This window comes from Bacillus sp. AR8-1, assembly GCF_008042345.1.
GTDB classification, from domain to species: domain Bacteria; phylum Bacillota; class Bacilli; order Bacillales; family Bacillaceae_G; genus Bacillus_A; species Bacillus_A cereus.
The window spans coordinates 193,194-206,845 of the sequence record NZ_QNUB01000016.1; the positions used below are offsets into that span (position 1 = coordinate 193,194).

The following is a 13,652-nucleotide window of genomic DNA, read 5'->3' on the forward strand; positions in this document are numbered from 1 at the left end:
AAATGAAGTTTTTACGCTGATTCAATAGGGATTTACGAGTTATAGGAAGGCTAATTTTTCTTGAAATTAATTGGTTCTCCGCCAAAAATGTGGTGGAGCGTGGAAGCAAACATCCCTGTCAAATTCTGATAGGGGTATTTTTTATTAGTATTAATGTTTCATATAACAAAAAGAATTTTTGGAAAAGAAAAATCAATGCTGATAATTTGAATTAGAAAAGATGAAGGATTATACCTTTATTAAACAAGCCAAATAATATTTATGGTAAAATAACAATAAGATTACAAGAAAAATTTTCCATGTTATTAAATTGGCAATATGCACTCACAAGCTAGAAAATAAACCTATATCTTGTTTAGTAATTAAGAGATAAGGAAACATTTTCTGGAAGGTATGAAAGGAAATGAATATGAGCGAATCAATGAAGCGAATTAATCAATTTAGAGATGAACGTAACTGGAGGCAATTTCATAATGAAAAAGATCTAGCCATTTCCATCTCTTTAGAAGCAAATGAATTATTAGAATTATTCCAATGGAAAACACCAGAGGAAGCCAAAGGAAATCCCGAGCGACTCAAAGAAGAACTGGCCGATGTGCTGATATACTCTTATATGATGGCTGATAATCTAGGCTTTGATATCGATGAAATCATCGCTGAAAAATTAATTAAGAATGACCAAAAATATCCAGTTCCAAAAAGCTTTGGTCAAAAAAAGAAATATAATGAATTGGATGAGGTGGATTGAACAATGGTTAAGTACAAATATATAACATTGAAAGTGAAGAATGGAGAACTGGAAGGTTTTGATGAACTTCGCCAGCCTGAAAAAAATATTCTTAGAAATCGCAATGTCGTTTATATCTACAAAGGAACGAAGTCGAAAAAGATTTACATTGGACAAACGATACACTTTACTAAGAGAAATAAGGATCACTACAATGGTAAAGAGGAAAAATTTAATATAGCAGACTTCGACCAAGTAATTATTCTTACTTCATCCTATTTTAACGGTTCAGCCTTAGATGATGTCGAAAGCCAGTTGATTACCTACTTTATGGCCGATAATCCAAAATCTAAAAAGCAGCTGGTTCAATATGATAATGATGAGGTTATTAATCGGAACAATGGAAACAGGGTGAATGACTACAGAGAACGAGAAAGTATTGCTCTAGAAATCATTTTGCCTTTTTGGGAAGATTTACACAAAATTGGATGGGTAAGCACACCGACTTTAAAGGAGCTGCGCAATGGAGCACTGGTCAAATATAGCCCAATCAAAGAATTAACAAGCCAGCAAATGGAGTATCTTGAGGAGATTGAATCAAATCCTGATAAAAGCTTTGTAATTAATGGAGATGCAGGGACTGGAAAAACCGTATTGCTGACTCATTTGGTCGCTAAGCTGTTGAAAGAAAAACCTAAGCATCGAATAGCGGTTGTTTTGCAGCCTAATTGGATTAAAACGGCAAAGGAGATCTTTAGAGTATATGGAATGAACAACAGCAATTTGACAATTGCTACCTCGACACAGCTCATTAATGCCAATGAAAATTATGATATTGTAATTGTTGACGAATCTCATAAGCTTTCTAGAAAATTTTCCAAGCAAATGGCATCTTTTAACGAAGTGTATAAAGGAAGATTTGCTCAGGACGAGAATCACTTGGAGGCTTTAAAAAAATTAGGCGACCAAATGGTGTTAATGTATGACGTATTACAAGCTATTCGCCCTGCCAATATGACACGTGCGCAATTCAATGAAGCAACGAAAGACTTTAAACAGAGATACTTAACAACTCAATTTAGAATCCAAGCTCCAGTGGGAAAGAACTATACGTCAGAAGATTTTGTAAATGGCATAAAATATCTTTTGTATAAGGATACCGGTCTATTAGAAAAAACGAATTTTAATCCGAAATTTGACAGAGGTGTGTTCCAAGATAGTGATGTTGATGCTTACTTTGGATATTTCGAAACAGAACCTTTAAAGAATTTGATTGATTGGATAGAAGAAGACAGAAATTACAGTCCTGAACATATAAACCGCGTGCTAGGTGGATTAGTTGAACCTTGGAAGCAGGCTGATGGCAAAGATCCGTCAATCACTCATTGGCATGAAGGAAATATCAAACGAAGATGGAACTCCACTCAAGAAAATTGGGTTTGCTCAGGAGATGCCGATGCTGAAGATCAAATTGGCTCCGTCTTTGCAGTTCAAGGAATCGATTTGAATAAAGTCGGCGTTTTAGTCGGCAATGATCTTCAAGTCGACGAAAAGGGCCGATTATTCGGCAATCCAGAAAATTTCCATAATGTAAACGGCAAATTCTCTAAAGACGATGAAAGCCCGGAAAATTCAAAAGAGTTTACCTTATTTGTATTGAATATTTACTATATTCTAATGACTAGAGGGATTGATGGGATTCGATTGGGATTTTGGAAAAATGATGCATTTAAAAAATATATGAAGGAAATATTGGAGATTAAATAAGTACCTGAAACTTTGCGATCTCAAATTTTTACAACTTGCAGCTCGTATTTTCAGGGGTTTATCATAATTTTTTGTAAACTTCATTAAATAAGGTATAAAGCTTTTGGCCACATAACCGTTATTAACAAGTTGACTTCCCACCAAATTAAATTAAAGGGTTGAGAAACCTAAGATTTCAAATGGATTTTTGTGCTATATATGATTAAGTGGGAATAACAGTATTAAATAAGTTGAATTGTGGAAGCTTATTTTGAAGTGTTTTCTACATTTATCATAATGTAGAAAATATAGGAAATAAATAGTTCGCCCCAAAAAGTCCCCCATTTCTTGCAAAGGGTTCCGCTTTTGGATGGGAGCTTTCTTAATAAATAACAAAAGAAATGACGTATGAATAGGCATACGTCATTTCTTTTATTTCAAGGTTTCTACGAGCTTTAATTAATTTTGACATAGTGAGTGACACTGTTTTTTTATGATGGACAATAAGTATTATATAATTAAAAAATATAAAAATACTGTTACTTTGATTGCCGTTTGCTGTGCTGATATTAATGTACTCTTTTTTGACTAACGGGGCAGTTTTCTACTAAGGCATCTGCCCCGCATCTAATTTTTTTACTTTGTATAGAATTCAAAATTCGTATTATAGTATATTTAAATTTTTTAAAAAATAGTGTATGATATTATAAACGTGTGGCTAGATTTTTTCGCTTGTGTTTCGCAAGTGTTGACAAAAATGGTGGGAGCATTAGCTTCTCCTATCCGCATGATCACGTTGGTATATTTTTCGATGTACCCGGCCTGCATCGCCTAATGAGTAGCCACACGTTTATTTATAAGGAGTTTTTATATGAGGAAATTTAACGAAATAAAAACACGAAATGAACTTGCAGATTTTCTGAATGTTCCTAGGAAACAACTTAGTTACGTATTGTATAAAAGAGGCGTAGATAATTTATACACTTCTTTTGAAATAGATAAGAAAAATGGTAGCGCTCGCAAAATTAATGCTCCGTTAGAAGAACTTAAAGGCGTTCAAAGAAAACTTGCAGAAGCCTTGTATAAGTATATGAGAAATAAGTGGAAGAAAAAAAATATCTCTCATGGATTTGAAAAAGACAAAAGTATTATAACAAATGCAAAAATCCACCGGAATAAAAGGCTTGTTTTGAATATTGACATAGAAGACTTTTTTGAAAGCATTCATTTTGGTCGTGTCAGAGGTTTTTTTAGTAAGAATAATAATTTCTTACTACCTATTGAAGTAGCCACAGTTGTAGCACAAATATCATGTTATGAAGGAAAGCTACCTCAAGGAGCTCCAAGTTCTCCAATCATCTCGAACTTAATTTGTGAGATACTTGACCACAGATTATTAAAAATCGCAAAAAAATATAAGTTGGATTATACACGTTATGCAGATGATTTAACATTTTCAACTAATGATAAAAAATTTCTAGGCTTACAAAAAGAATTTTATAAAGTAATATCTAAAGAATTAATACGAGCCGGATTTAAAATTAATGAAAAGAAGAATAGGCTGCAACTTAGGGATTCCAGACAGGTGGTAACGGGGCTTGTTGTTAACAAGAAAATAAACGTAAATAGAATTTATTACAAAGAGACTAGAGCGATGGCTCATCAACTCTATAAACAAGGAAGTTTCGAGATTAATGGTGAACCCGCCACCCTTAATCAATTAGAAGGAAGATTTGCGTTTATAAATCAATTAACTTGGTACAATAACAAAGAAGATGGTATAAAAACTAATTTCAATAATTTCACTTCGAGAGAACGTCAATATCAAAGATTTCTATTTTATAAATACTTTTTTGCTAATCCAAAGCCATTAATTGTAACGGAAGGTAAAACGGATGTTACTTATTTAAAAGCAGCTTTAAAAAGTCTCTACAAAGAATATCCTAATTTAATCACTAAACATAGTGATGGAACATTTGAATTTAAAGTAGCTTTTCTAAAGAAAACAAAGAGATTAGGATACTTTCTTGGAATTTATAAGGATGGGGGCAGTGCGTTAAATAATATATACAATTTCTTTGGTTCTAAGAAACCCACTCTCAATTATTTAAATGATTTCAAAAAGGTAAGCGGAAATTTACCAAAAAACCCTGTGATTTTAATGTTTGACAATGAGATTGACAGTGGAAAGAAGAAACCCATAGGTCAATTTATTAGTCATTCAGGGCTCGCTGCTGAAAAAAGGACAATTTTAGAAAGGGAATACATGGTTGATCTTATTGACAGTTTATACCTTTTAACTGTACCTCTAATTGGTGGGAAGTCAGAATGTGATATAGAAGACTTATTTGAAAAAATTACCCTGTCGCACAAAATAGAAGGAAGGGAATTTTCAAAAAAGGATAGTTATGACACCTCAAAATGCTACGGTAAAGAAATATTCTCTCAGTATATTTTAAAGAACTATTCCGATATTAATTTTAGTGAATTTAGATCGCTTTTAAATAACATAAATAATATAATAGATATATACAAAAAAAGGCTTGCAGATACAGAGCATAATTTAGAAGCGAAAAATATAGACAAGAATATTGCGGACAAAGTGCTTTTGGAAATCTAAAAATTTAATGATAATTTAGTACTATATTTGTATTGAGATTTGTCAATACTCAAAAACATGAGTCTAATTCGTAAAAATCGAATTTAAGCTATATATTAATGGACTTCAATATTATGAGGTCTATTTTTTATATCGCCAACGGGGGGAGTTTTCCTTCACTTCAATCTCTATCAAGATATTATTTATGCTAATTCTTTAACTCTGCCAGAGTATGTATTTTTGCAAAATACGCTTCAATGTATGTGAATTTTTAAGGCCGTTTTCGAAAAGGTTGTGCTATTTAGCTTTATTCAACAACCGGGCTATTTTGTTGAATAATCAAAATCTATAATTATTCAACTACAAAAGTAAAATAACTATATACATTACTAGTAATGTATATAGTAAAATTAATTATTAGTAATGTATATAGTTATCTGTTTTTCCTATATACGGAAGGAGAAAGATAGTGGTTGAAGCTGATATTGATATCAAAAATCGTATAGATGAATTTAAGGGATTTCTAACTAATGATGCAAATTCAATTCAAGACATAATTGAGAGATATTTAGTGTTTGGGACTCCATATATTTACTCAGGCCAGGAGGATATGTACTATGATTTAAAACAGAAAATAGCCGGTTTTTTTAATGTGAATCAAAGGAACATTTTCATGACAGGTTCCTCTAAGTTAGGGTTCAGTATATCTCCCTCGAAATTGTGGAGACCTATAGACGGAGATCCTAAAAAGGATTCAGATATTGATATAGTAATTATCTCTAACGAAATTTTCGATCAGTATTGGAAGTCAATTTTCTCATTCAAAGAAAAAACAATTCCTACTAGTAATATTGATGAAAATCATGAGAAATTCTTAGAATATTTTTTTAAAGGTTGGTTAAGACCAGATAAATTCCCATATAAATATGAGGGATCAGACCAATGGTTTGAATTTTTTCGTGAAATATCCTATAAAAAAGAGTTTGGTTCAAGGAAAATCGCAGCTGCTATTTATAGAGAAGAATACTTTTTTAATGCATACAATACAAAGAACCTTAATGGAATTAGAACAGTTCTAAAAAATAAGGAGGGTTTGTAATGATAGGGATCGGAAGTAATAAAAAAATAATAGATATTTATAATGAAATCAAAGCTGGAGATCTGAAACTACAACCGGATTTCCAAAGAAAATTAGTTTGGAATAAGGATCATAAAGAAAGTTTTATTGAAACAATCATTCTTGGGCTACCTTTTCCAGAGGTTTACACTGCAGTAGGAGATATAAATCTTGAAACTAGGAAGACAGAAGTTCTAGTTGTCGATGGTCAACAAAGACTATCAACTATATATGAGTATATAAATGGAGCAGATACCATTACATACAAAAAAGTAAAAAAATTTAATGAATTGTCATCAGAAGAACAAAAGGAATTCTTCTATTATGTAATTGTAGTTAGAGACTTGGGACATCTTCCTTTAGCAGAAATTAAACAAATATTTAGAAGGATTAATTCTGTCGATTATGCATTAGGAGCCATGGAAATAAATAATGCTCTTTACGATGGAGAATACATTTCAACTGGAAAAATCATTGTTGATAAATATAATTTAGGACATACATTCAAGGAAACAGAAGTTTCAAGAATGAAAGATCTTGAATTTATTATGGCAATAATGGTTACAAACGATACTGGTGGTTATTTTACTGGCTATAGAGAAGTCGAAGAGTATGTTAGAAATTATAATGATCATTATCCAGAAAGGGAAAAAACATTAAGGTCTTTTGAAAAGCTATCTAAATTAGTTCATTCACTTAACCTTTTAGAAGATTCTATATGGTTAAACAGCAGGTCGTGTTATTTTACCTTGTTAGTAGAGTTACTAAAAGTAAACGGTAAAATTTCTATCGAAAGAGATACTGAAAAACTAAGTACGTTGCTTAATGAGTTTAATAACAAGGTAATGGAGAATAGAGACCTAGATAAAGAAGAGCGTAACAAGTATGCAGCATTTTATAAAGCTATGTATCAAGGTACTAGCAGTAGAAAAAATAGGACTCTAAGAGGGGAACTCTTAGCTGAAGAGCTAAAAATATTTAATTAATCCTTCTTATACTTTTATTAAGAACAAGACATTATAGGATTTGCTTTTGGGAAGTTTATTTAGATTTAGGAAGACTAGAGCTCGGCATATTATTTAGTATTTATTTCATTTGCTGGCTGATTGTATTTTTTTAAACACACCACCAAAATAGTATTGTCTATTATTAGGTGGGAATAATTAAAAGAAGCTTAGAATCCTTAATTTATAAGGGTTCTAAGCTCTTTTTTCTTTTAAAGCAAACAATAAATTTATTCTGCTAATCCAATTTCATAAAAATCCCCATTTGAAAGCTTCTTTTCCAATAAAATTCCTTCATATTGTTCTTTGATAAAATAATTTTGAAGATCAAATTCATCTTCAAGATACACGTCTATAATTCTTTGGAATAATGACTTTGCATAACCTTCTGCAAAATTCACTAAGTAAGGTATAAGGTTTTTTGCTACATAACCATTATGAACAATTTGATTTCTAGATTTATATATATAATCAATAGTTAACTTAACTTCATCTCTTTTATTTCGAAGCATCTGTAAAGCTTTTTTATTCTCTTGATAGAAATCAAGAGTATCTTCAATACTGTCTAAGAAGCTTTCTTTTGTGGTATAAGACAATAACTCCTTCATTCGTTTGTAAAAGTTCACTAATGTTACTGCTGAATCTTCAGACCGTGCGTTGTAAATACCAACATCGTTGACAAATTCTTCTGGTATATTAATGGAATTATCATTTCTAAATGAATGTCTAGTATAACGTTCAGTTAATGAAAAGAGATTGTGAATTGGTCTAAATCGCTCCCAAAGAAAATATATATTAGATACTGTTTCTTTAATAAAGGTAAATTTAGACTCAGTATCTGTCTTTGAAATATTTGCTAAACTTTCAATACAAATCCAATAATTTAATAGCTTATTTTCCTCTGTCTCCCAAATAGACTTAGACATCAATTCAATTACATTAATAATAGAATTTAATTCAATAAACATATTCCTTTTTTTGAGGGCTTCAATTACCTTAGAATAATCTTTCATTTTTCTATATTTTTCATCACTAAAATAAACTGGATTATCTTTGCTAAGATTTCTTCTAAAAACTCTATCATCTCTATCTAAGCCAAATGCGGTACCGAAACTACCATGCTCGCTATCAACTTTTTTTCCTATGTACTGTCCATCCCAAAAAAATTCCTTATATTTACTGGAAAAATTCAAGTTTGCTAAACTTGAAAAAGTTAAATATTTTTCTTCTGCAATTTTTTTCGCAACATTATTAGAAATAGCCTGTACTTTAATTACTACATTACATCTACTATCATATTTATATTTATTTTCAACATCTTCTTCGTATTTTCTTGTGTTAAACGTTTCGTCAATCCATTTATCATCTGGAAGTTTTTTTTCTCGAGCTGGATCATATACATGGAACCCAAATATTGTATCATTTTCATCTTTAGGAGAAGGGGCAATCATTCCCCATATAGGAAATATAAAAAGATAGTTACTTTCCTTTGTAATTAAATTTTGTCTAAATATCTCTAATCTATCTTTCACACTTAAATTATCAATATATTCTTTGGCTTGCTCAGGGGACAGTTCAGCAGGAGTATATTTGAAGAGGATATAGATTTTTTCCTCTTGTACACTATATGTTTGGAACAGACCACTAAGTAATTTTTCAATATCTTCTACATTTCTTCCTGAAGTTACTAAGTCTATAATAATATTCTTAGTTAAATTTTTTATTTTAATTCTATCTTTTTTAGAGAATGATTTCTTTTCAATAATTATTAATAATTCATCAAATAACATCTGTGCAAAATTTTCTTTTGCGATTCTTTTAGAAAGTTCCTTAGCGATAACATAAGCTGCTTGACCATCTTTTTTTTCTAATTTCTCTTTCAAAATAAGTAGTTCATCTCTAAATAATTTCATATGTCTTTCACTGATAAGATTTTGGATTAACTTTAAATAAACTTTACGATTGTTGTCACTTTCAAATTTATTTAGTTCATATTCATTAATCACATCTAATAAAACAACACGAATGTTAACTATATCAATGCCTATTGACCCATTTTTCACTGCCACTGAAAAAGATTTCCATTCATCATACCAATACCTCAATGTTTTACTATATAGCGGATCGCTATTAAATTGATCTAATTGCAAAGAACACACCCCACTTTAATATAAAAAAGGTAGATTGCTTTACCTTTTAAAATTATATCATCAAATTTTTTATTTTCGTTTAACATACTGATTAGAAATTAATTTTTTCTGAGCGTAATCCCATTTTTAATAACCACTAAAAAAAGCGAACTAGTAAGAAGTTAATATAATTTTAAAAGTTTGATAAATGTTTATTAAGAGAGATTTCAGTACCTACCAATAAAAAAATTGAGACAATTAGAAATGAGAACCGGTTGGATATAGGTGTTTTTGAGAAGTAACTTACATGGATAACATTATTTTTAGGTTTACGCATTTTTTATCAATCCTCGATTACTATACATCTATCTGCTTTAGTAGAGAGATCTATCCAGCCATTTGAAACATATGGATTGATTATCAGACCGGCAAATATAACATATATATTATCTAGAACTTCCTTAACATAAAGTAGGCGAGGCTTGTCTGATTTTTATAGAAGCCTTTTCAGAGTTTCTTTCAACACAGACCAGGGGATAAATGTAATTTAGGATCTTCTCAGTTCGCTCAATTTTTCCATTAGCTTTTCCTATGCGCTTATATGCTGGTTTTACATCTACCAATAGAAGAAAAACCAAACAGAGGGAAACCCACATGCCAACCTACAACAAACTAATCCAAAACAAAATTCCACAAATAATAAAATCCAACGGGAAAACACCCACAACTAGAATCCTACCCCAAGATGAATACATAAAAGAAATCTGCAAGAAAACACAAGAAGAACTAACAGAATACATCGAAGCAAAAACAAAATCCGATAAACTCGAAGAACTATCCGACCTACTAGAACTAATCAACGCCCTAGCCGAATACGAAGGCACAACACTAGAAGAGATCAACAACATCCGTAAAAAGAAAGCAGAAGAACGAGGCGGCTTTTCAAATCGAGTTTTTCTAATCGAAGTAACCGATAACTAGCCCCTTGCAAGCCCCTACCAAGTAATAAATCACTAAGAAAAAACATAACAAAACAAAAACACCAACAAACACCGTAGTAGTAGGAGTCGAAAAAAATTTTGAAATAACACGCCAAAAACCCTGCCATCCTCCCATATATATTATGAAGAGGTTTTTACTTTTGAACGGAGACGGGAGGAATTGGGATGGCGGTGTATCGTACTGTGCAGGTGAATTTTTGGCAGGATGATTTTGTTTTGGATTTGACGCCGGAGGAGCGGTATTTTTATGTGTATTTGCTGACTTGTTCGAAGACGACGCAGTGTGGGATTTTTCCTTTTCCGAAGCGATTAGCTGAGATGGAGACGGGCTATAATCGGGAGACTGTTTATAAGCTTGTGCAGCGCTTCATTGATTATGGGAAGATTCTTTATGATGCGGATAAGCGGGAGTTATTTGTTTTAAATTGGCTTCGTTATAATCCGGTGACGAATACGAATGTGGAGAAGTGTGTGCTTCGTGAGCTGAAGGGTGTGAAGAATAAGGAGTTTGTACATATGTTTCTTCAGAAGTGTGTAGAGGAGGAGCTGAATGTTCCGATGCTTTTAGCGCATTTCGGTATGCCGATTGATTTGGCTGTGGATGATGTTGAGCCAGTTTGTGAGGAGACAGAGGAAGAAGAGGGTATAGAGGAAGAAACGGGGAGTCGCGTGTTTTCTTTTTATGAGCAACATTTCGGTAGTTTGTCTCCTCATACTGTGGAGGAACTGAGTGCGTGGATGGAAGATTTGTCAGAGGAGCTTGTGCTGAAGGCTCTTCAAATTGCGTTTGAGAATAATAAGCGGACGGTTGCTTATGTGAAGGGGATTTTGAGAGGGTGGCACGGGAAGGGATTTACGAAAGTGTGTGAGGTTGAGGCGGATACGGCGAGCTTTAGGAAGAAGGATTCGTCTGTTAGTACGGGGGAGACGGAGGAGTTTTTGGCGAGGTGTGAGGAGTGGGAGAAGAATGCGCCGTCTGAGGAAGAGTTGCAGCGCTTTTTAGCGGAGCGCGGGTGGCGGCCATGAGTATTCAAAATGTAGAGGCGGAAAAGACGGTGTTAGGTTCTCTATTAATTGATGGAGAGCTTATTAAGGAGTGCCGTTTGACGGAGCATTATTTTTCTTTGTCGGTGCATAAGTCTATATTTCAGTTAATGCGAAAAATGGAAGAAGAGGGGCAACCGATTGATCTTGTGACGTTCATTTCTAGGGTAGATCCGAAGTTTTTAGAGGGGATCGGGGGAATGGAGTATTTTATAGGGTTAATGGATGGTGTGCCTACAACTGCCAACTTCTCTTATTATGAGGGGCTTGTTCGAGGTGCCTGGAAAATGTATCAGGCGGGTGTTCTCGGGCACAAGATGGGAGAGCGCCTTATTGCGGAGAAGAGTGAGAAAATTATTGGTGAGACGATAACGGCACTTTGTGAGTTAGAGGAAAAGGACTGTGTATGTGAGTTTGATTTGAGGGATGCGTTAGTTGATTTATATGAAGAGCTTCATCAAGATGCGAAAGAGATTACTGGTATTGAGACTGGTTATATATCGCTAAATAAAATGACGTGCGGATTGCAGGAAGGTGATTTTGTCGTTCTTGGTGCGCGTCCTTCTATGGGGAAGACTGCGTTTGCGCTAAATGTTGGACTGCATGCGGCGAAGTCTGGAGCAGCGGTTGGATTGTTTTCGTTAGAGATGAGTAGTAAGCAATTGTTAAAAAGGATGGCGTCTTGCATAGGTGAAGTGTCAGGAGGTAGGCTGAAGAATCCGAAGCATCGTTTTGCGATAGAGGACTGGGAAAAGGTGAGTCAGGCATTTGCGGAGATTGGTGAACTACCACTTGAAATTTACGATCATGCAGGTGTTACGGTGCAAGATATTTGGATGCAAACTCGTAAGTTAAAGAGGAAGCACGGTGATAAAAAGGTTTTAGTTATTGTAGATTACTTGCAGCTTATTACGGGCGATCCGAAGCATAAGGGCAATCGATTTCAAGAGATTAGTGAAATTTCTCGTAAGCTTAAAGTATTAGCACGTGAATTAAATGTTTGTGTAGTAGCGTTGTCGCAATTATCTCGTTCGGTAGAAGCACGTCAAGATAAGCGACCTCTTTTATCTGATTTAAGAGAGACGGGACAAATTGAGCAAGATGCAGATGTCATTATGCTTATGTATCGAGAGGATTATTATGATAAGGAAACGATGCAGAAAGAGATGACGGAGATTCATGTGGCGAAGCACCGGAATGGGCCTGTGGGGAGTTTTAAGCTGAGGTTTTTGAAGGAGTTTGGGCGGTTTGTGGAGAGGGAGAAGTAGTGAGAGGAAGGTGTTTTGAAAATAGCATGTGCATGTGAACCAAAGTTGTAACGCTAATTTTATAAGTTATATAATAAAGAAAATGGTAACTAATAGTTAAGGGGGATTAGCTATTGGCAGGAAATGATATTTCTTATCATAATAAAGATATTCTGATGAAGTTTTTAAGTGAATGTTATAGGGATAAAGGGCTTGAAGCATATGGGTTAAAAGGTTATCCAAGAATAAAAGAATTGTTGCTAAATGAATTTTCGAGAGTTCGTGCAGATCAAAGGCGCTCAGATACTTTATTTGAAATGGAAGATGGTTCAATTTTAATGTTAGAGTATGAAAGTAATACCCGTTTCCTCGAAAACCATTTGAAGTATATGGATTATGCGAATCAAATTATGTATCGTTACTATAATAAGAGGAAAGAGTTACCGGATATTCGAATCGTAGTTATTTATACAAGTGAGGTAATGAATCCTATAGAAGAAATAGATGTATGTAGTATACGTTTAAATTCTAAAGCGGTTTTACTAAATGAATACAATGGTGATGCCATTCTTCAAAAGATTATTAGAAAAATGGAAGAAGGAAAATCTTTGACGGATGAAGAAACCATGAAATTAATACTTGTACCACTTATGCATAGTAGAGAGAAAAGACAAATTTTAATTGAAAAAACGATAGAAGTAGCAAAGTGTATCTCCGATGAGCAAGAACAAATTCAAGTTATTGCTGGGATTCTTGTAGCTACAGATAAATTTATTGATGAAGACTACGCGAAAAAGGTAAAGGAGTGGTTACGGATGACAAAAGTAGGTCGTTTATATGAGCAAGAGAAGCAAGAAGAAATTGATAAAGCACTTTCGGCAGCTGGAATGCTCTTTAAAGGAATGAGTGTAGAAGAAATAGCTAAAAAATTAGATGTAACAATTGAAAAGGTAAAAGAGTGGGAGAAGCGTTTATCTCATTAATCGCTGGGGTAATGGCAGCGTCTGTATAAATTTATACAAAAATAGCCGAATATTT

10 protein-coding genes are annotated in these 13,652 nt (G+C 33.4%); 9 read left to right on the forward strand and 1 reads right to left on the reverse strand.

Annotation, left to right across the window (positions count from 1 at the left end):
- The first annotated feature begins 409 nt into the window (after positions 1 to 409).
- From DN400_RS10410 to DN400_RS10430, 5 genes are all read left to right on the forward strand, one after another.
- Positions 410 to 748, forward strand: a complete 339-nt coding sequence (locus DN400_RS10410) for a nucleotide pyrophosphohydrolase (RefSeq protein ID WP_046198893.1) — start codon at positions 410 to 412, stop codon at positions 746 to 748.
- A gap of 3 nt (positions 749 to 751) precedes the next feature.
- Positions 752 to 2,494: a DUF2075 domain-containing protein gene (locus DN400_RS10415; RefSeq protein WP_098907908.1), complete on the forward strand. Its 1,743-nt coding sequence runs from the start codon at positions 752 to 754 to the stop codon at positions 2,492 to 2,494.
- A gap of 850 nt (positions 2,495 to 3,344) precedes the next feature.
- Positions 3,345 to 5,093 carry a retron Ec67 family RNA-directed DNA polymerase/endonuclease gene (locus DN400_RS10420; RefSeq protein ID WP_147801669.1) on the forward strand — a complete coding sequence of 583 codons (1,749 nt, stop codon included), beginning with the start codon at positions 3,345 to 3,347 and terminating at the stop codon, positions 5,091 to 5,093.
- Positions 5,094 to 5,541: 448 nt separating this feature from the next.
- A complete protein-coding gene (locus tag DN400_RS10425) occupies positions 5,542 to 6,171 on the forward strand; it encodes a hypothetical protein (protein WP_179860698.1) in 630 nt (209 codons plus the stop codon).
- The gene (locus tag DN400_RS10430) at positions 6,171 to 7,175 is read left to right on the forward strand and encodes a DUF262 domain-containing protein (RefSeq protein WP_098907906.1); all 1,005 of its coding nucleotides are present in this window, start codon (positions 6,171 to 6,173) and stop codon (positions 7,173 to 7,175) included. Before DN400_RS10425 ends, DN400_RS10430 begins: the two co-directional genes overlap by 1 nt.
- 248 nt (positions 7,176 to 7,423) lie before the next feature.
- Here DN400_RS10430 and DN400_RS10435 read toward each other — a convergent pair whose 3' ends face one another.
- Entirely contained in the window at positions 7,424 to 9,352 is a 1,929-nt protein-coding gene (locus tag DN400_RS10435; RefSeq protein ID WP_147801670.1) for a hypothetical protein, read from the reverse strand.
- Between the two features lie 624 nt (positions 9,353 to 9,976).
- Between DN400_RS10435 and DN400_RS10445 the strand changes: the two genes are divergently transcribed.
- The 4 genes from DN400_RS10445 (at position 9,977) to DN400_RS10460 (ending at position 13,597) form a co-directional block, all read left to right on the forward strand.
- Positions 9,977 to 10,303 carry a nucleoside triphosphate pyrophosphohydrolase gene (locus DN400_RS10445; RefSeq protein ID WP_147801671.1) on the forward strand — a complete coding sequence of 109 codons (327 nt, stop codon included), beginning with the start codon at positions 9,977 to 9,979 and terminating at the stop codon, positions 10,301 to 10,303.
- A gap of 185 nt (positions 10,304 to 10,488) precedes the next feature.
- A complete protein-coding gene (locus tag DN400_RS10450; RefSeq protein WP_147801672.1) occupies positions 10,489 to 11,349 on the forward strand; it encodes a DnaD domain-containing protein in 861 nt (286 codons plus the stop codon).
- On the forward strand, positions 11,346 to 12,635 hold the full coding sequence (gene dnaB / locus DN400_RS10455; protein WP_142306843.1) for a replicative DNA helicase: 1,290 nt from the start codon (positions 11,346 to 11,348) through the stop codon (positions 12,633 to 12,635). Before DN400_RS10450 ends, dnaB begins: the two co-directional genes overlap by 4 nt.
- A 113-nt stretch (positions 12,636 to 12,748) precedes the next feature.
- Positions 12,749 to 13,597: an RpnC/YadD family protein gene (locus DN400_RS10460; protein ID WP_000908110.1), complete on the forward strand. Its 849-nt coding sequence runs from the start codon at positions 12,749 to 12,751 to the stop codon at positions 13,595 to 13,597.
- Positions 13,598 to 13,652 lie beyond the last annotated feature (55 nt).

What these genes read in the sequence shown, in the direction of transcription:
- dnaB (WP_142306843.1), top strand. Translation starts at nt 11,346, where the DNA reads ATGAGTATTCAAAATGTAGAGGCGGAAAAGACGGTGTTAGGTTCTCTA.
- DN400_RS10420 (WP_147801669.1), top strand. Translation starts at nt 3,345, where the DNA reads ATGAGGAAATTTAACGAAATAAAAACACGAAATGAACTTGCAGATTTT.
- DN400_RS10445 (WP_147801671.1), top strand. Translation starts at nt 9,977, where the DNA reads ATGCCAACCTACAACAAACTAATCCAAAACAAAATTCCACAAATAATA.
- DN400_RS10415 (WP_098907908.1), top strand. Translation starts at nt 752, where the DNA reads ATGGTTAAGTACAAATATATAACATTGAAAGTGAAGAATGGAGAACTG.
- DN400_RS10410 (WP_046198893.1), top strand. Translation starts at nt 410, where the DNA reads ATGAGCGAATCAATGAAGCGAATTAATCAATTTAGAGATGAACGTAAC.
- DN400_RS10430 (WP_098907906.1), top strand. Translation starts at nt 6,171, where the DNA reads ATGATAGGGATCGGAAGTAATAAAAAAATAATAGATATTTATAATGAA.
- DN400_RS10450 (WP_147801672.1), top strand. Translation starts at nt 10,489, where the DNA reads ATGGCGGTGTATCGTACTGTGCAGGTGAATTTTTGGCAGGATGATTTT.